Source organism: Halorhabdus utahensis DSM 12940 (genome assembly GCF_000023945.1).
In the GTDB taxonomy this organism is placed as follows: domain Archaea; phylum Halobacteriota; class Halobacteria; order Halobacteriales; family Haloarculaceae; genus Halorhabdus; species Halorhabdus utahensis.
Window position 1 is genome coordinate 741,062 of sequence record NC_013158.1, and the last position, 17,320, is coordinate 758,381.

Sequence of the window (17,320 nt, forward strand, 5' to 3'; positions counted from 1 at the left end):
TTCAACAATGGAATTCACCAACTGGAGTTCGATCGGTCGTATCAGAGTCGTAATCGTGGGGATGTTCCTGGGCGGTATCGGGTTCGGTTTCACCATGGCAATGCTCGAAGATTCGATCCCGGCCTTCTCCCCGTTCTGGGCCGGTATCGGTCTGATGGGGGTCGCCGGTGTCGCCGGGTACGCGTACTACAGACGACTGGATCGGGCGGGGATCGCCGACGAGCGGAGCAAGCAGATCAGTTACAAGGCAACCGCAATCTCCTGGAGCGGACTGCTGGTCGGCCTGTCAGTGGTGCTGTTGATCCTTAGCATGACGAATCTCGACCTCCCGATGATCCCGGTGCTGCTGGGGTTCATCGTGGGAAGTATCGTGGTTCAGCAGGTAGCAAACGAGTACTACCGACGACAGATGTAACCATGGAGAACGATCTCAAGGTCTGGCGGGCGAAAGAGGACATCACGCAGGGGGAACTCGCCGACGCGGTCGGCGTCTCCAGACAGACGATCAACGCGCTCGAACGGGAGCGCTACGACCCGAGCCTCGAACTGGCGTTCAAACTCGCAAGACACTTCGACTGTGCGATCGAGGACATCTTCGAGTATGACCCAGCGGATGCATCAGAGAAGTAAACCATGTGCTCGCCGACGGCAGACCACAACCATCACTCGAACTCGTCTAAGGTTGCATGAATCCCCCGCGGCGTGTCGCTGACGCGCGCGCCATCGATGTCGAGGCCGAGCGTTCGCACGGCGGCGTCGCCGACGCGCTCGCGGACGTCCGTCGGGGCGTAGACGCCGAGCCGCCAGCGGTCGCGTTGGGCTGCCTGCAGCGCACGCACGAGCGTCGATTGTTCTTCGAGCCGGCGCACAGTCCCGTTGACGAGTACCTGGGAACTCGACTCGGCCATCGACGGGTCCGGGGCCACGTCGAGGATGACTGCTTCCGGGTCGACGCCCGCGTCCGCAGCAATCGCCCGCTCGCGCTCGCGGATCGCCCCCTGCTCCATCGCAAGGAGGTCCGCAGGGACCGCACCGCGCTCGGCCCACACCGCACGCTTGTAGAGATCGCGGTAAGTCAACCGCCGCCCGATCTCGGCCGTCTCCTCGGTCGAGCGCAGCGCGACCAGCAGTTCGGCGTCGTCCATCCGTCGAAACGTTTCGGGGCTGGTCTCGGTCTCCTCGAGGAGGCGGGCACTGCCACGACGAAGCATCGCCTTGGCGATGCGGGCGACGTGATGGCTGTAGACCGTCGGCGTCATCAGCGCGCGAGCGAGCAGGAGGCTCTCGGCAGTCTGGACGTTGCCCTCAGCGAGGACGAGTTCGCCGTCCCGGAAGCGCAGTTCCCGGACGAGTCGCCCGTGGTCGATAGTGCCGTAGGGGACGCCCGTGTGATGGGCGTCCCGGACGAGATAATCCATCCGGTCGACGTCGAGTTCGCCCGAGACGAGCTGGCCGAGTTCACCGTCCCCAGCCACCAGATCCGCGACTGCATCGGGATTCAGCCCCGCTTCGGTCAGCACGCGTGCGACCTGGCCCTCGCCGATCAGGTCGTGAACGTCGTCGTGGTACTTGCCCGTGTGTCGGTGGATCAACCCCTCGACGTTGTGGCTGTACGGGCCGTGACCGATATCGTGAAGCAACGCAGCCGCACGGACGCGTTCGCCCTGCTGGCCGGAGATGCCGAGGTGTTCAAGCGCCTGGTCGGCGAGATGGTAGACGCCGAGGCTGTGCTCGAATCGCGTGTGGTTCGCTGAGGGATACACCAGCGTGACCGTACCGAGCTGGCTGACGTGTCGCAACCGCTGGAGTGGCGGCGTGTCCAGCAGCGACAGCGCCACGCCCTCGACCTCGATGTAGTCGTGGACGCTGTCCTTGATCGTCTTCATGCTCGACCGTATGAAGCGCCACCTCAAAACAGTGGGTGGCCTACGTGTCGACGGATTCAGAGACAGTGGCGACGCAGTGAATCGAGCGAGATCCCGGGAAGCAGGTCAGCCAACCGTTTCCAGGTGCCCGAGCAAGTCTTCCTCGGTCGTCCGGTCGAATTCGATCGGCTCCTCGGGATAGCGGCCCATCGCTTCGACGGTTTCGACGGCCCGGTCGGGCTGGTAGCCACGGCCATAGACCAGCCAGGCGGCAAGTACCTGCCCGGTCCGTCCCAGTCCGGAGAGCCCCTGGACGACAACTGGCTCGTCACGCCGAACAGATTCTTCAAGAAAGGGCAAGATGGTTTCTTCGAGGACGGTACTGTCGCCGAGTTGCCGGTCCAACAGCGGTGCGTGAACAACGTTGTCTTCACCGAAGGCAGCCGTATACTCTTCGAGATTGTACCCACAGCCATCAGCATCGGCACCTGGCAACAGACAACAGACTCGTCGGATTCCCCGGTCTCGCATGAACTCGATCCAGGCTGAGACGGCTACCGCCTGATCGGCAGCCGAGTGCCACCCCGGCGCAGCCGCCCCGTGGACGTATTCTTCATCGGGGGCGGCCGGCGCGAACCGATACGCGTCATCCATATGCAATGAACTGCGACCCAGAGTCTTGAGTCTATACCTCCAATTCTCAGGTTTGAAACGTGGGTCGATGTCAGGAGGAATCGGGGTGAAGACACACCCTTATGAGTGTCCTGGACGCAACGGTCGATATGATCACGTTTCTCGCCGGCGGGACGGGAACCCCGAAGCTGCTCGCCGGTGCCGACGACGTGTTTCCGCCGTCGGAGACGACCGTCGTCGCGAACACGGGCGACGACGTCGAACTGGGCGGCCTGCTGGTCTGCCCCGACGTCGATACGTGTCTCTTTCAGGCGGGAGAGATCCTCGATACGGACACCTGGTGGGGGATCGACGGCGACACGGCTGAGACCCACGAGTACGTCCGGACGCTGAGTGAGCGGGCGGGATTGGATGGCGGCCCGCGATATCTCCCCGACGAGCGCCAGACTGCCGGCCGCGACCTCGCCGACTGGCGACGCTTCTCGGCCGTCGGCGAGTTCATGTACATCGGCGATCGCGATCGGGCGATCCACGTCACCCGGACAAGCCTCCTCGACGAAAGGCACACACTCACGGAGGCAACGCGGATTCTCGGCGACGCCCTCGGAGTCGACCGCGAGATCCTGCCGATGAGCGACGACTCCGTCGCTTCAATCGTCCACACGCCCGACGGGCCAATGCACTTCCAGGAGTTCTGGGTGGCCCGTGATGGCGAACCCACGGTCGATTCAGTCGAGTTTCGTGGCGCGGAAGACGCGGCGGCGACCGACGCGGTCCTCGATGCCCTTTCCGCCCCGGTCGTGATCGGCCCGTCGAACCCGATCACGAGCATCGGGCCGATGACTGCCATCGACGACATCGCCGCCGCCCTCGACGAGACGCCCGTCGTCGCCGTCTCCCCCTTCGTCGAGGACCAGGTCTTCTCCGGTCCAGCGGCGAAACTCATGGCCGCGGAAGGGTACGATCCCTCGACAGCTGGGGTCGCGGCAGCGTATCCATTCGTGGACGGGTTCGTCCTCGACGAGGCTGACGGGACCGATCTCGACCGGCCGACAGTCCGCACGGACACGACGCTCGACACCGACGAGGACGCCGCCCGAGTCGCCCGGGCCGTCCGGGAGGCCCTGGAGGTGGTGGCGTGAGTGGTGTCGAGCCCCTGCCGTTCGAGCCACGGGTCGCCGCCGCCAGCCTGAGTGGCGAGTCAGATGTCGAGTGGGCAAAAGCAACTATCCCACACGTCGGCGCGGCGTTCCTCGGCGGATTGGCGATCGACGAGCCGACGCGGGCGGCCGCCCGCAAGATGGTCGAAGACCGCGACCGTGAGGAGTTCCTGCCCGCAAATCCGTTCGCGTTCGCCGACGAGCAACTGAATCGGCTCGCCGACGAGCCGCTCGTCGCCGGGCTGAACGTCCGGAGTGCATCCCGCGAGCCGCTCGAACGGATCGCGGAGAGCTGTGCCGACCACGGCGCGATCTGTGAGCTCAACGCCCACTGCCGACAGGACGAGATGTGCGAGACAGGGGCGGGAGAAGCGTTGCTGGCCGAGCCGGATCGACTCGCCAAGCAGGTCGAGACCGCGGCCGATGCCGGCGCGACCGTCAGCGTGAAAGTCCGGACAGAGATCGACGGCGTCGACCTCCTGGCCGTTGCCCGACGGATCGAGGCAGCGGGGGCGGACGCCGTCCACGTCGACGCGATGGACAGCGAAGGCGTCGTCGCCGAAATCGTCGCCGCGACCGATCTGTTTGTCATCGCCAACAACGGCGTCCGCGACCGGGAGACGGTCCGCGAGTACCTCGCCTGCGGCGCGGACGCCGTCAGTGTCGGTCGGCCAAGCGACCGCCCCGCCGTGCTCAAACGCGTCCGAAACGCGACTGAAGGGTGGTTCGAATCGGCCGAGACAGCCACGAGGGAAGCCACACAATGACGCGAACCATCGCCCAACAGGCCGAACTCGCCCTCCTGCTGGAAGTGGCAACGACGCCCAAGCCGGGCAACGTCGACCGCCACCGCGATCACGACGACCTCCGTTTCGAGCACTTTCTCGCTGGGGCCGTGGGCGCAAGTGAGGGGCTTCGAGACCTGGCAGATCCTGACGGACCACCGATCGGGGTGGCCTTCGAGCAGGCGGTCGCGGGCATGAGCGACCAGTCCGGCGGCAACACCCAGTTCGGCGGGTTGTTGTTGCTCGCGCCGCTGGTCCGGGCCGCCGCGCTGGGGGAGTTGACGCCGGAACGGGCCACAACCGTCGCCGAGGGGACTGGCGTCGAGGACGCTGCGGGGTTCTACCGCGCGTTCGAGCACGTCGACGTCGCTGTCGCCGACCCACCCGACGACATGGACGCCCTGGATGTCCGTCGTGGAAGCGATGCGGTCCCTGAAATCCGAGAGCGTGGCCTGTCGCTGTCCGACGTGCTGGCTCGCTCGACCGATCACGACGGTATCGCCCGCGAGTGGACGAGCGGGTTCGAACGGACTTTCGACGCTGCGGACCAGCTCGTGAGTCGCGACGGACCGCTGCCTGATCGCGCCGCCGATGTGTTTCTCGAATTGCTCGCAGCCGACCCTGACACCTTCGTCGCGATCAACCACGGCGAAGAGACGGCCCGCGAGGTTCGTGGACGGGCCGAGGCCGCCCGAGAGGGCGACACCGATCCCGAAACGCTCGCCGACGAACTCGTCGCCGAGGGGATCAACCCCGGAACGACGGCCGACATGCTGGCCGGCGGGCTGTTCGTCGCGCTCGAACGGGGGGCCGAGGTGTGAGCGAGGACTGGCCCGTCGAACTGCGCGGGATCACCGAGTCCGTCGTGACGACGCAGGGGCCGGACGGATCGTACAACGTCGCTGCGCTGGGACTATCGGCCGACGATCCAGTCACCGCGACGACCTGGGGACAAACGCGGACGCGCCGGAACTTCGAGCGGGTTGGTGAAGCCCACGTCCAGTTCACTCGGGATCCGGTGGACTTCGTCGAAGCGGCGCTGACAGTCCGGGAGATCGAGGAACCGATCCTCTCGAGTGCCGACGCCTGGGCGCGCGTGGCGGTCGAAGAGATCGACGCCGGAACGGAAGACGGAACCGAATGGGTCGAATGGGCGCTCGAACCGGTCGAGTCGGCGGTCGAGCGCGAAACGGTAACGACGACGAACCGGGGGTACGCCGCCGTGATCGAGGCGACGGTCGCAGCCTCCCGGCTCGGCGTCCCGGCCTACGACGACGACCGCCTCGCAGCGCGGCTAGCCTATTTCGCGGACGTTATCGAACGGTGTGGCGGCGAGCGCGAGCAGGTCGCCTGGCAGCGCCTGGAGACGGCTGTCGATCTGCCGGCGTTAGACGGGCGATTCGAATCCTTTTAGGCCCCGAGTCGGTAACGGGTCTACATGGCAATCAAACCCGCATACGTCAAAAAGACCGGGACGATCCTGCTGGAGCGATATCCGCGGGCGTTCTCGGCGGACTTCGAGCACAACAAGGACGTCGTCGAGGAACTCACCAACATCGAATCGAAGGGCGTGCGCAACCGCATCGCCGGCTACGTCACCCACAAGCAGGGCTCGGCCGTCGAAGCCTGATCGTCGTCTCGAACACTGTTTTCTCTCAGTCGGGACGTACCACCGGCGGCGATCGTGAGTTCAGCAGTATTGATAGACAGCACAGGCGTGCCTCAGTCCGGCAGTTATCACAGACAACACCACGTCTCGGTCAGTAAATCACTGCGAAAAGGTACTGACCGATCGCTGAATCGATGAGAACGAAATACGCACCGAAGGCGAGTCCCGGCACCCAAACGGACTCCGTTCGTTCGTAGCCGATCGCCGCGGCAGCCGGGACAGCCGCGAGGGAGATCATCGGCAAAGCGCCGACAGCCGGATCGCCCCGGACGAGAGTTGTGAGTACAGCCCCGATCGAGACCACTGCGACAGCGGCGATCCCCGAATACAACGGAGTCACCCTCCCGTCCACCCGCGACTGGACGATCTCCACACTGCGTGCGAACAGCCACGCAACCATGACACCGACGACCACCGCTGCGATCGCTCTACCGAGCGATTGAGCGAGCGGAACCGACGACATCGCCCGCTGTCCTGCGGCAGTGAGCGAGGATATTTTGGCCCCGGCCCAGGCGCGGACGGGCAGGAGTACTGTCACCGCCGCCACAGCCTGAGCAGGTCCCGTCACCCCAGCCAATCGCCCCTGGATCGCAGCGTTATAGAGGAGTGCGTACCCTACACCGCCGAGCACACCGGTGACGACGACGCTTCGAAGTATCTCGATCGGGCCGATCCGTGGCTCGAAAAACCACTCGAACCCCATGTCTCGGCCAGTCCCCACACCGAACAGGACGCCACTCCCGGCGATGACGGCGACAACGGCGACGCCCAGAACAGTCGGCAGTGCGTCAGAACCCGGAAGCGCCCTTTGGACGGTCACGTCGCGATACTGTATATATCCGACCGCGAGGACGCCTATTGTGGCGGGGCCGGCAAGATAGACGGCGATCGGCGTGACCGACTGCTGTATCAACTCGATCGCGAGGTACGCGATGACGAATGCGGCCGCGCCGATCGTCCCGGCGATCGTGACCAGATCGGGACTCGCTACCCGATCGAGCCGATCAGTCCAGTCACGGATCAGCACGTAGCTGACACCGACCACGAGCATGACGAGAACGGTGTAGACGACCGCCAGGAGGATGTGTCCGGTGAACGCCCCTCCTGGACCGATGATGGGATCGTTGGTCGGCGGGACATGCATAAGCTGGTTGAGTACTCTCCGCAACACCGTGCCCACAACGACGACGGCAGCCAGCAGGACTGCCACACTACCGTATTCGATGAGTGACGCACGGGCCGAAAGCACGCGTGATCGTTGGAGGGGACGATCAGTCATACGGAGACCAATCAAGGGAACGTGCAAATAGATTTATGTTCGGGTCGATGGATGTGGCTGGCCGGTGGCAACCGGCCCACCGGCGATCCAAACAGTTTTGACTCGTCCTCGCCCAATCCTCCAGTCATGCCAGTAACCGTCGGAATTCTGGGTGCGACAGGGGCTGTGGGTCAGCGACTCGTCCAGCTACTCGACCCGCATCCGGACTTCGAGATCGCCGCACTGACCGCGAGTGAAAACAGTGCCGGCACGTCGTATCGCGAGGCTGCCAAATGGCGCATCGACACACCGATCCCCGATCACATCGGCGAGATGACCGTCCGGGCGACCGAACCCGCGGCCGTTCCCGACGACATCGATCTGCTGTTCTCGTCGTTACCCTCCGCAGTGGGCGAAGCGGTCGAGCCCGACTTCGCCGAGGCGGGCTACGTCGTCTCCTCGAACTCCTCGAACTTCCGGACGGACCCGGACGTGCCGCTCACGATCCCCGAGGTCAACCCCGATCACGTCGAACTCCTCGACGTCCAGCGCGACCAACGCGGGTGGGACGGCGCACTCCTGAAGAACCCCAACTGCTCGACGATCACGATGGTCCCGCCGCTGGCTGCGCTGGATGAAGCCTTCGGCGTCGAGCGCGTCGACGTCTCGACGCTGCAGGCTGTCTCCGGGGCCGGCTACTCGGGGGTCACCTCGATGGAGATCATCGACAACGCCATCCCGCACATCGGCGGCGAGGAAACGAAGATGGAAACCGAATCCCGGAAGCTCCTCGGCGAGTTCGACGGCAGCGAGGTGGAGTGGTTGGATGCTGACGTCGCTGCTTCGTGCAACCGGATCCCGACCCTCGACGGCCATCTGGAGAACGTCTGGGCGGACCTGGACGGGGATGTCAGCGTCGAAGAAGCCGCCGAAGCGATGGCGGCGTACCCCTCCGCGGACCTCCACAGTTCGCCTGGTCCGCTGATCAAGGTCTTTGACGAACCCGACCGACCCCAGCCCCGACTCGACCGCAACCGCGAGGACGGGATGCAGATCAGCGTCGGCGGGATCCAGGAAACCGAGACCGGAATCCAGTTCAATACCCTCGCGCACAACACCCTCCGCGGCGCGGCCGGCGCGAGCATCCTCAACGGCGAGTTGCTCGTCGAGAAAGGCTACGTCTGAGACAGCGGACGACGGGAACGGAAATCCACGGGGGAAGACACTTCACCCGTCCCCGCACATGCTGGGCATGGTCTCCCGTGAAACGCTCGTTCACCTCGGTTCTGTCCTGGCGGCGTTGTCGCTACTCGTCGTCTCAGGATGGCTGTTCCCGGCACTCGACGGTTCGCTGCTCGTCTTCGTGTATCTGTGCTATCACGCACTGATCTTCGGGGGTGCCCACGCATATTTTGCCTGGCGTGGCGAGGCTGGTACCGTGCCGGTACCCTCACGCTGGCGATTCCTGTGGGCACTCGCCGCATGGATCGTCCTCGGGGTTGTCGGTGCGTTGGGCCCCGATTGGACTGTCCAAGGCGTTCCGACTGATGCAGTGATGGCCGGCCTGGGTGTCGTCGTCCTCCTCGGCTACTGGCTCCTGGAAGCACAGGACGGCTACCGAAGCAGTCGGCCCACCTGACACGCGAGATGGCTCGAACGGCGACTCCGGACCACAACGCCTTCGTAGACACCGCCCGCAGGTGGACTATGGCCGATCGTCAACGCGTCCGGTTTGTCATCGGGGCGATTGCGACCGCCGGGTTGGTCGCGGTCTCGCTGTTCACCGATCTGGACGATCCCGTCGTGTTGGGTGCCGTCGTCCTCGCGTATTTCGGCGCGATCTACGGCGGGACGAGCCTGTATCTGTGGTTTCGCGAGGAACGGTCCGTCCGGATCACGGGACGGGTGCGGTTCCTGGGTGCACTCCTCGTGCTCCTCGGGGTTGGTCTGCTCAACCGGTTCGGCCCGAACGGGCAGATCGCTGGGGCCGACGTCGACGCTGTCCTGGCCTGGTTCGGACTCGCCGTCCTCGTCGTCTTCGGCGCATTGGCCGTCCGTGATCGCTACGTGGACGGCCGACGCACCGAGTTGCGTAGAGAGCGACCCTAGCCGAATGACGACGCCCCTCAGCCGACCCTGTTTTCGAGTTCGTCGTGATCGCCGCCAGCGAGGATTGTCTCGACGTTCGGCGCGACGATGTCGGCCAGCCGCTCGTAGTATTCGGGCGTATGACCGGAGACGTGGGGCGTGATGAGCACGTTCTCGAAGTCCCACAGCGGGTGGTCGTTCGGCAGTGGTTCGGGGTCAGTCACGTCCAGGGCTGCGCCGCGGAGGTGGTTCTGACGGAGTGCGGAGAGGAGTGCGTCCGTGTCCACGATCGGTCCCCGGGCGACGTTGACGAGTACCGCCGACGGCGGGAGCGTCTGGAGTTCGTCACGGCCGATCAGCCCCCGCGTCTCCTCGGTCAGCGGACTGGCGACAGCGACGTACTCAGCGTCGACAAGGGCCTCGTGGATCTCGTCGAGTCCGTAGACTTCGTCGGTCGGCCCGCCCTTCTCGGGACTGTACCGGACGCCAACCGTCGTCACGTCGAAGCCGGACAGCCGTTCGACGATCGTCCGCCCGATCGCGCCCATCCCGACGATGGCGACCCGACTGCCGGTGAGTTCCGTCGACTGGAAATGCCGCCACTCGTGACGGTCCTGCTGGCGACGGGCGCGATTGAAGTTCCGGGCAAAGGAAAGAAACGCGCCGATGACGTGCTCGGCGATGTTGGGGCCGTGGACGCCGGCGGCGTTGGTGACGGCGACGTCCCGCTCGGCAAGCGTCTCCAGGGGGAGGTGTTCATAGCCGGCGTACATACAAGCGAAGAGTTCGAGCGCCTCGGCCCGCTCCAGCAGTTCCTCCCGGAAGTGCCCGCCCGAGACGACCGACGCGTCGGTGATCGCCGTCCGCTCCTCGGCCGGCGTCTGAGCGATCCGGACACTCACAGACGCAGGCAGTCGCTGTCGGAGCGCCTCGGCGTATTCTGCGCCCGGGATCCCGTGGGGCTTCTCACGGAAGACGAGGACGTCGGGGCTCTCAGTGCGCACACTCGCGCCTCCGTTGAGTGCTTTCCTCAGAGTCAAGCATGCCTCAGGACTGGGACCCGAACGGCAAAAGCGTCCGGGGCTCGACGCCACCGCCCCCGTGGCGCGCGGGTGGCCGCTCGACGCACTTCTCCGCCCTGGCCGGAGCAGACAGAGAGTCGGTCACTCGTTCGTGGCATAGAAGTCGAGAAGCGTGCTGTCCGGGGATTAAACGGTCGTGAACGGTTCGAACAGTCGAGTGTATATACGGTCTTTCCACCCAGAGAGTGAATCGAAATGGCTGGCCCAGTGTCGATTCTCGTCGTCGAAGACGATCCGGATCTGCGGAGTCTGTTCCGTGTCTGGCTTGCGGACGACGACGTCAAGACGGTCGAAAGTGGGGAATTAGCCGTCCAGAGCGCGGACGAGACCGTCGACGTCGTGTTGCTGGACCGTGACTTGCCAGGCATAGATGGCAAGGTCGTCGCTCGTCGCCTCCAAGCAGAGGGGTTCCAGGGGACGGTTGCCATGGTTACTGGTCGGGACCCGGAGCCAGCCGTCGCAACGTTCCCGATCGACGAGTACGTCACGAAGCCGATCGAGCGCGCCGAGCTCCGGGCCGTCGTCGACCGGTTGTCTGCGCGTCGTGAGGTGCCCGAGTCGGTGCGGACCCTCTTTGGACTGCTCACGCGGCGCGCCCGACTGGAATCGACGCTCGATACCCGCCGCCTTGCCGACAGCGACGAGTTCGAGGCACTCACAGGACGGATCGACGACCAGTGGGCGACCGTCCGAAAGGAGACAACCGTCTCAGCGGTATCGACCATGGCCGAGGCGTGTCTGTCACCGGTCGTCGACTGTGGCCGGACACTCGAAACCCCGGCCCGGGTGCAACAGTAACGGCGACGGCTGGTCCGAACCGAGGACAGGACCTTTAAGATGCACCGGGTCAGGGTTGCGGTATGGAGCGGACAGACGTCGCAGTCGTCGGCGGTGGTCCGGGCGGCGCCGCCGCCGCCCGAGCGGCGGCAATGGCTGGTGCCGACGTCACACTTTTCGAGAAGGGAGTCCCGCGGACGGACAGAAACGACGAACTCGGTCCGGACTCGACGGATGCTGCTGGCATTCTCGACTACTGGGTCGACATCATGGACGAGGATCCGGCCGAGATCCCCGAAGACGTCATCCTCAGCGAGCTCGACGGCGCGACCTTTCATGGCCCCACTGAATCGGTCACGATCGCCGACACCGGTCTCGACGGATCCTACGACGGATTCGGCTTCACGGTCCATCGGGCCCGGTTCGACGACTGGCTCCGGCAACGTGCCGAGGACGCGGGTGCCGACTATCGGGTCGGAACGAGTGTCACCGGCGTAGAAACTGAGCTCTCAGGATCATCCCCCACGCATACGCTCTCGCTGGCTGGCGACGGGACGGTCGAGGCCGACGCGCTGGTGCTGGCTGACGGCCCACAACGGACCGTTACCCTCGACGTCCTGGATCAGTTCCTGCCGGACGGCGAGAGTTCGGGCCAGTACCTCTCGCCGGACCGGGCGAATCACATCGCCTACCAGGAACACCGTCGCATGCCCGCAGAGCTGTTCGACCCCGATCACATCGAGTTCTGGTGGGGGGTCATGCCCGGCCACACTGCCTATCCCTGGATCTTCCCGAACGACGATTACGTCGCCCGGATCGGCCTGACGATGCCCATCGGGATGGACATCGACGACGTCGAGGACAGAGACGACTATGCCTTACTCGAACCGGACGACGAGAGCATTCCGCCGGGCCGTGTCTATATCCGCCGGCTGCTCGAACAGGAGTTCCCCGACTACGATCTGGAAGACTTCCCGATCGTGGAAGATCGGGGCAAGCAAGCCGGCACCGAAGCCTATCCGATCTCCTCGACCCGACCCGTCGAGTCGCCGACCGGCGCGAACGTGGCGGTCGTCGGTGGCGCGATGGGGGCAACCTCCGCGTTCCACGAAGGCGGCGATCACGTCGCGATCCGGACAGGGAAGATCGCGGGGGAGCTCGCAGCCACAGACGATCTGGGACAGTACAATGCGGCCTGGAAGGACGCGCTCGGTCCGGAGATGCGCCGAAACGTCACGTTTGCTGACCTGGTTCGCGGGATGGGGCCGACGGACTGGGATCGGCACTTCCGGACGATTCGGCGGATGCTCGAGCGGACGGGCTCACGTAAGCGACAGGCGATTGCGGCGGGAATCAGCGGGATCGACGTCTATCTTCGCTACCGACGCAAACGCTGGTCCTATCGCGGTGACCGATACATTCAGCTACCCGAGTCGCAATACACGGTCTGAGAGGGAGTGACTTCGGGCGGCGTCCGACCGGGCGCAACATCCATACTCGTCGGGACCTGACTGCAGGTGTGCGTATCGAAACCCCGTCGATGAGTGCCGTCGACGCGCTCGCGGATCTGTGGGTGGACCTCGCCGAGGGCCAGCGCGCGTACGGCTCCCACCTCGCGACAGCCCCGAACCGAGGACGGATCCGCGAGTCGATCAGTCGCCACGTCGTGACCGGTCGGATTCGGGTCGCCCGTGAAGCCGACCGCACAATCGGCTTCGTGATGTTTACCGTCGAGTCGGGCACACTCGAACGGACGGAACTGCGCGGGCTGATCGAGAATCTCTACGTCGTACCTGCCCGGCGCGATGAAGGCATCGGCACGAAACTCCTTGCGGAAGCCGAGACAGCGCTACGGGAGGAAGGCGCAACTGTCGTCGTGCTCGACGTCCTGGCCGACAACGAGGCCGCCCGGGAATTCTACCGAGCCCGTGGGTACGACCCACACCGCGTGACCGTCGAGAAGTCGATCGAAAGCGATACGCCTTCAAAGGGGTAGGAATAACTACCGACTGCGCCAGGGGAGCTTGGGTGGTTCAAGCACTCGACTTGTAATCGAGAATGCGTGGGTTCAAATCCCACCCCTGGCTTACTTTTCCATTCGCCAGTACTGCGTCCCGGTCGGCCGCTCAATACCCGGTCCCAAGGTAGGTGTGGACAGCGTCGCCGGATTCGAGTTCGTCCACGAACGCGACGGCGAAGTCTTCCATCGAGATGTAGCTGTCGCCGTCCTCGTCGGCGACGAGTTCGCCATCGGCGGTGCGGTACTCGCCGGTCCGCTCGCCGGGTTCGATCAGCGCGGCGGGCGCGACGTACGTCCACGCGAGATCCTGGGTCTCCGCGAGTCGGTCGTAGGCGTCGATCGCCGCCCGGGCGACCGGCTCCCACTCTTCGGGGAACTCCTCGGTGTCGACGAGTCGCGTCTCCGGGCCGACATGCAGCCCGCCAGCGCCACCCGTCCAGACGAGTCGCTCGACTGAGGCGCGTCCCATTCCGTCGATGACGGCGTCCATCATGTCGACGAGGACATCCGGTGGCGTGTCCTCGTCGGGACCGAGCGCGGACGCGACGGCGTCATGGCCGGTCGCGAGTTGCGCGATGTCGTCGGGGTCGGTCGCGTCGCCCGCGACGGCGACGAACGCCGGATCGTCGATTGCATCGACATCGCCGCTCCGGGAGACACCCGTGACGGTGTGGCCTCGATCGAGCAGTTCCGCCGCGATTCGCTGTCCGATCCGCCCGCTCGCGCCGAGAAGTAACACGTCCATGGTCAGTGACACGCATAGCTGGGGGAGAAGCATAGAACTTCTGCCGTGGTGTCCAGTTTTCCGGTTTGCGGGACAGGTGTGTCCCTGAAGCTGGATGCTTTTTGTCCGCACCGAAAGTACGGCCACATATGAGCGAACTCGTCGACAACGTCGAAGGCATCGTCCATGAACCGACGCAAGTGCATGAGGACGGGGGTGTCGACCTCACCGTGACGGAGATCTATACCGTCGAGACGCCGGGACGGGTCGACTTCGGCGGTGGCGAACTACAGCCGGCGAACGTAGCGCCTCATCCCCGAGTCTGGCGCAACGACGATGACGACTACCAGTGGTGGCATCTCGACGCGGGAACCTACCTGATCGAGTACAACGAATCCCTCTCGGAGACGGCACTCCTCCAGCCCCGGAGTGAGATCGTCGAACGTGGGGCGAGTCATCCGACGCTCCGGATTGCGGAACTGCCGCGGATGCCGCTCACGGTCGGTGGAGCAGGGCTCCGCCTCAAGGAGAACGCGCGAGTCTCGACGCTGATACCCCGGTGAAGAAGTAGAAAAAACCTACCGTCGTCCCGCCCTCACGCCGACGAGCGGGTCACTCGATGTGGCCTTCGCGCCGCAGCTGGTCGGCGTCCTGGTTGTCGTAGCGCCATTCGATGGTCGCCTTCTCGTCTTGCCAGTCCCACGGCTCGGCGATGACGACGTCGTCCTCTTCGATCCAGACGCGGTACTTCATGCGGCCGGGGATCCGACCCATGCGGGTCTCGCCGTCCGCACACCGCAACCGGACGTGATTCCCACCGAGGTGTTCGGTCACGACCGCGAACACTTCGTTGCTGTCGGGCATACGGAGGTTCCGTCGCCCTGAATTTTCACTCATACCGTTCCTACGAGCGGCGCACGATTAAGTGATCCGCGATTCCCGGTATCGTGTGACATGCGGCGGAACCGCCACCGTGGGCCCGCGTCGATTCCGGAAACTACTGGACGCTCGGGTGTGAGACCCCGGTACGTGTGTTGATCAGCCATTACTTCGAATGGGAGGGCGTCATCACCGGCGGCCACGCCCAGTCGGTCCAAAACCAGCGGAAGATGCTCGACGCCCGCGACGTCGAGTACACGACAGAACCCGTCCTGGACGCCGACATCCTCCACCTCAACAACATGGGGCCGCGATCGATCTACTACGCGAAGCGGGCCCAGCGCGCGGACGTCCCGGTCGTGGTTCATGCCCACCAGACAGCCGAGGACTTCCGGGAGAGTTTCGCCTTCTCGAACGCCCTGGCCCGACCGATGCGTCCCTATCTCGAGTACGCTTACTCCCTCGCTGATCACCTGATCTGTCCCTCCGAGCACAACCAGGACGTGATCGAGACCTACACCGACACGCCGACGACGGTCCTCTCGAACGGTTTCGACCCTGATCGACTGACCGGTTTCGAATCGCTTCGCGAAGAATACCTGAATCGGTACGACCTCGACCCGCCGGTCGTCTTTACCGTCGGCCACGTCATCCCACGGAAGGGACTGGAAGCGTTCGTCGAGACGGCCCGCGCCATGCCGGATCTCGACTTCGCGTGGTTCGGCTATCTGAACCCGACCGGCGGCGGGCCCGTGGACCGACTGCTCCGCTCCAAAGAGACCACGCGGCTCGTCGAAAACGCCCCCGAGAACTGCACCTTTACCGGCTACGTCGAGGACATCCGCGGCGGGTTTGCGGCCGGCGACATCTTCTTTTTCCCGACCAAAAACGAGAACGAAGGGATGGCGCTACTGGAGGCGATGGCGTGTGGCCGCCCGCCAGTCGTCCGGGACATCCCGACCTTCGAGTGGCTCGAAGACGGCGAGGACAGCCTGAAAGCGTCCGAAGATTTCACCGACCCGCTCGACCGGCTACGCGATCCGGAACTGCGCGAGCGACTTGGCCAACGCGCCGCCGAGCGGAGCGAGGCCTTCACACTCGACGCCATCGGTGACGATCTCGTCGACCTCTATCGGCAGGTTCTGTCGAACTGAATTCTATTGACAACTTCGGCGGCGAACAACAAGCCGGGAGCGTGTTGGAGTGTATCACGACTCACAGAGTTGGCTTACGTCTGGAAAACATATTGTAGGTATGAACTACGATCAGGCACTCGATCGCGCCTACGAATCGCTCCCTGAGCGGCCTGCAGACGGTGACGAGCGGCTGTCCGTTCCAGACCCCGAGGCCCAGACCGACGGGGCGTTCACTCGCCTCACGAACCTCCGGGACATCGCCGATGCCCTCTCGCGGGAGGCCGAACACCTCCATCGCTCGATCCAGCGTGATCTGGGAACCAGCGGCCAGTTCGACGAGGACCGCGCCCGATACAACGGGTCGTTCGACGCCGGTGACTTCAGCGCCGCGGTCGACCGCTACGTCACGGAGTTCGTCACGTGTTCGGAGTGTGGCCTGCCGGATACAGTCCTGACGAGCGAGGACGGCATCGAGATGCTCCGGTGTCAGGCATGCGGGGCCTTCCGGCCGGTCGAGACCGGCACCACGACGAGCAATACCCACACTGACCGTCCCACGGTCGAGGAAGGCAAAACCTACGAGGTCGAGATCGTTGGCACCGGCCGAAAGGGAGACGGTGTCGCCGAGAAGGGCAACTACACTATTTTCGTCCCCGGCGCACAAGAGGGCGACGTCGTTTCGGCCTATATCGAATCGATCAACGGCCATCTGGCGTTCGCACAGCTGGCGTAGGCCATTCTCTCGAAAATGATTCAAACCACCACCGTAGTGGCAACGCTTTCAGATACGTCCTACCATGCAATCCAGCCCGTCACGCAAGCTGGATGTCGTCGATCTCGAAGTGACGGCCAGCAAGTCGGCGGGCGAGTTCGATCGTCCGCCCCTCTGTGCCGATCGCTGCGCCGGTGTCCGCCTCGTCGACATCGGCGAAAGCGACGCGTTCCCCGTCGCGCTCCTCGATCGTGACGTCGTAGACCGCGGCCGGCGCGAGTGCGTTGGCGACGAACCCCTCCGGAGTGGGGGCATCCTCGACCAGCGTGACGTCCCGACCCAAGCGGTCCTCGATCCGGGCGACTGTCTCGCCGTCCCGACCGATCGCCTTGCCGACCTCGCCGGCCTTGACGACGAAGGCGATCCGGTCGTGCTCGTCGTCGATAAGACAGTCCCGGATAGTCACGTCGGCGATCTCCTCGGCGACGACGATCGCCCGGCGCTCGTCGTCCGACAGCGAGATGGTCACGGG

Annotated in this window: 23 protein-coding genes and 1 tRNA gene; 17 read left to right on the plus strand and 7 right to left on the minus strand. The window is 64.7% G+C overall.

Going from position 1 to position 17,320, the window contains the following annotated elements; all coding sequences use genetic code 11:
- The first annotated feature begins 7 nt into the window (after positions 1 to 7).
- On the plus strand, positions 8 to 415 hold the full coding sequence (locus tag HUTA_RS03710; protein ID WP_015788523.1) for a DUF2178 domain-containing protein: 408 nt from the start codon (positions 8 to 10) through the stop codon (positions 413 to 415).
- Between the two features lie 2 nt (positions 416 to 417).
- The gene (locus tag HUTA_RS03715) at positions 418 to 630 is read left to right on the plus strand and encodes a helix-turn-helix transcriptional regulator (protein ID WP_015788524.1); all 213 of its coding nucleotides are present in this window, start codon (positions 418 to 420) and stop codon (positions 628 to 630) included.
- Between the two features lie 32 nt (positions 631 to 662).
- Here HUTA_RS03715 and HUTA_RS03720 read toward each other — a convergent pair whose 3' ends face one another.
- Positions 663 to 1,886 (minus strand): HD domain-containing protein, encoded by a 1,224-nt coding sequence (locus tag HUTA_RS03720; RefSeq protein WP_015788525.1) that lies wholly within the window; start codon positions 1,884 to 1,886, stop codon positions 663 to 665.
- A 105-nt stretch (positions 1,887 to 1,991) separates the two neighbouring features.
- Positions 1,992 to 2,519 carry a protein-tyrosine phosphatase family protein gene (locus tag HUTA_RS03725; RefSeq protein ID WP_015788526.1) on the minus strand — a complete coding sequence of 176 codons (528 nt, stop codon included), beginning with the start codon at positions 2,517 to 2,519 and terminating at the stop codon, positions 1,992 to 1,994.
- A gap of 128 nt (positions 2,520 to 2,647) precedes the next feature.
- On the opposite strand from HUTA_RS03725, the gene cofD reads away from it, so the two are divergent.
- Genes cofD through HUTA_RS03750 form a run of 5 tightly spaced genes read left to right on the plus strand, consistent with a single transcriptional unit; the run spans position 2,648 to position 6,073 of the window.
- Positions 2,648 to 3,640, plus strand: a complete 993-nt coding sequence (gene cofD / locus HUTA_RS03730; protein WP_015788527.1) for a 2-phospho-L-lactate transferase — start codon at positions 2,648 to 2,650, stop codon at positions 3,638 to 3,640.
- Positions 3,637 to 4,425, plus strand: a complete 789-nt coding sequence (locus HUTA_RS03735; RefSeq protein ID WP_015788528.1) for a tRNA-dihydrouridine synthase — start codon at positions 3,637 to 3,639, stop codon at positions 4,423 to 4,425. The genes cofD and HUTA_RS03735 overlap by 4 nt, the downstream gene beginning before the upstream one ends.
- On the plus strand, positions 4,422 to 5,264 hold the full coding sequence (locus HUTA_RS03740; RefSeq protein WP_015788529.1) for a triphosphoribosyl-dephospho-CoA synthase: 843 nt from the start codon (positions 4,422 to 4,424) through the stop codon (positions 5,262 to 5,264). Before HUTA_RS03735 ends, HUTA_RS03740 begins: the two co-directional genes overlap by 4 nt.
- Entirely contained in the window at positions 5,261 to 5,857 is a 597-nt protein-coding gene (locus HUTA_RS03745; protein ID WP_015788530.1) for a DUF447 domain-containing protein, read from the plus strand. Before HUTA_RS03740 ends, HUTA_RS03745 begins: the two co-directional genes overlap by 4 nt.
- A 24-nt stretch (positions 5,858 to 5,881) precedes the next feature.
- Positions 5,882 to 6,073 (plus strand): 30S ribosomal protein S17e, encoded by a 192-nt coding sequence (locus HUTA_RS03750; RefSeq protein ID WP_008527874.1) that lies wholly within the window; start codon positions 5,882 to 5,884, stop codon positions 6,071 to 6,073.
- Positions 6,074 to 6,203: 130 nt separating this feature from the next.
- On the opposite strand, the gene HUTA_RS03755 is transcribed toward HUTA_RS03750, so the two are convergent.
- On the minus strand, positions 6,204 to 7,391 hold the full coding sequence (locus tag HUTA_RS03755) for a hypothetical protein (protein ID WP_015788531.1): 1,188 nt from the start codon (positions 7,389 to 7,391) through the stop codon (positions 6,204 to 6,206).
- A gap of 126 nt (positions 7,392 to 7,517) precedes the next feature.
- Between HUTA_RS03755 and asd the strand changes: the two genes are divergently transcribed.
- The 3 genes from asd to HUTA_RS03770 all read left to right on the plus strand — a co-directional run bounded on the left by asd (position 7,518) and on the right by HUTA_RS03770 (position 9,479).
- Positions 7,518 to 8,555, plus strand: a complete 1,038-nt coding sequence (gene asd, locus HUTA_RS03760; protein WP_015788532.1) for an aspartate-semialdehyde dehydrogenase — start codon at positions 7,518 to 7,520, stop codon at positions 8,553 to 8,555.
- Between the two features lie 67 nt (positions 8,556 to 8,622).
- Complete coding sequence (locus HUTA_RS03765; protein WP_143920321.1) at positions 8,623 to 9,009, plus strand: hypothetical protein; 387 nt, start codon at positions 8,623 to 8,625, stop codon at positions 9,007 to 9,009.
- A gap of 68 nt (positions 9,010 to 9,077) precedes the next feature.
- A complete protein-coding gene (locus HUTA_RS03770) occupies positions 9,078 to 9,479 on the plus strand; it encodes a hypothetical protein (RefSeq protein WP_015788534.1) in 402 nt (133 codons plus the stop codon).
- Between the two features lie 17 nt (positions 9,480 to 9,496).
- On the opposite strand, the gene HUTA_RS03775 is transcribed toward HUTA_RS03770, so the two are convergent.
- Positions 9,497 to 10,462, minus strand: a complete 966-nt coding sequence (locus tag HUTA_RS03775) for a D-2-hydroxyacid dehydrogenase (RefSeq protein WP_015788535.1) — start codon at positions 10,460 to 10,462, stop codon at positions 9,497 to 9,499.
- Positions 10,463 to 10,735: 273 nt separating this feature from the next.
- Here HUTA_RS03775 and HUTA_RS03780 point away from each other — a divergent pair, with 273 nt between their 5' ends.
- The 4 genes from HUTA_RS03780 (at position 10,736) to HUTA_RS03795 (ending at position 13,404) form a co-directional block, all read left to right on the plus strand.
- A complete protein-coding gene (locus HUTA_RS03780; protein WP_015788536.1) occupies positions 10,736 to 11,338 on the plus strand; it encodes a response regulator in 603 nt (200 codons plus the stop codon).
- Positions 11,339 to 11,400: 62 nt separating this feature from the next.
- The gene (locus tag HUTA_RS03785; RefSeq protein ID WP_015788537.1) at positions 11,401 to 12,768 is read left to right on the plus strand and encodes an NAD(P)/FAD-dependent oxidoreductase; all 1,368 of its coding nucleotides are present in this window, start codon (positions 11,401 to 11,403) and stop codon (positions 12,766 to 12,768) included.
- Positions 12,769 to 12,836: 68 nt separating this feature from the next.
- Positions 12,837 to 13,313, plus strand: coding sequence for a GNAT family N-acetyltransferase (locus HUTA_RS03790; protein ID WP_079891668.1), 477 nt, complete (start codon positions 12,837 to 12,839; stop codon positions 13,311 to 13,313).
- Between the two features lie 17 nt (positions 13,314 to 13,330).
- Positions 13,331 to 13,404, plus strand: a tRNA-Thr gene (locus HUTA_RS03795).
- 39 nt (positions 13,405 to 13,443) lie between these two features.
- On the opposite strand, the gene HUTA_RS03800 is transcribed toward HUTA_RS03795, so the two are convergent.
- Positions 13,444 to 14,082 (minus strand): NAD(P)-dependent oxidoreductase, encoded by a 639-nt coding sequence (locus HUTA_RS03800; RefSeq protein ID WP_049941175.1) that lies wholly within the window; start codon positions 14,080 to 14,082, stop codon positions 13,444 to 13,446.
- Between the two features lie 128 nt (positions 14,083 to 14,210).
- Here HUTA_RS03800 and HUTA_RS03805 point away from each other — a divergent pair, with 128 nt between their 5' ends.
- On the plus strand, positions 14,211 to 14,624 hold the full coding sequence (locus HUTA_RS03805; protein WP_015788540.1) for a dCTP deaminase/dUTPase family protein: 414 nt from the start codon (positions 14,211 to 14,213) through the stop codon (positions 14,622 to 14,624).
- Positions 14,625 to 14,673: 49 nt separating this feature from the next.
- On the opposite strand, the gene eif1A is transcribed toward HUTA_RS03805, so the two are convergent.
- Positions 14,674 to 14,958 (minus strand): translation initiation factor eIF-1A, encoded by a 285-nt coding sequence (gene eif1A / locus HUTA_RS03810; RefSeq protein WP_015788541.1) that lies wholly within the window; start codon positions 14,956 to 14,958, stop codon positions 14,674 to 14,676.
- A gap of 134 nt (positions 14,959 to 15,092) precedes the next feature.
- Here eif1A and HUTA_RS03815 point away from each other — a divergent pair, with 134 nt between their 5' ends.
- Positions 15,093 to 16,094, plus strand: a complete 1,002-nt coding sequence (locus HUTA_RS03815) for a glycosyltransferase family 4 protein (RefSeq protein ID WP_015788542.1) — start codon at positions 15,093 to 15,095, stop codon at positions 16,092 to 16,094.
- A gap of 100 nt (positions 16,095 to 16,194) precedes the next feature.
- Positions 16,195 to 16,809: a translation initiation factor IF-2 subunit beta gene (locus HUTA_RS03820; RefSeq protein ID WP_015788543.1), complete on the plus strand. Its 615-nt coding sequence runs from the start codon at positions 16,195 to 16,197 to the stop codon at positions 16,807 to 16,809.
- A gap of 79 nt (positions 16,810 to 16,888) precedes the next feature.
- On the opposite strand, the gene HUTA_RS03825 is transcribed toward HUTA_RS03820, so the two are convergent.
- Entirely contained in the window at positions 16,889 to 17,317 is a 429-nt protein-coding gene (locus HUTA_RS03825) for a NusA-like transcription termination signal-binding factor (RefSeq protein WP_015788544.1), read from the minus strand.
- Positions 17,318 to 17,320: the final 3 nt, after the last annotated feature.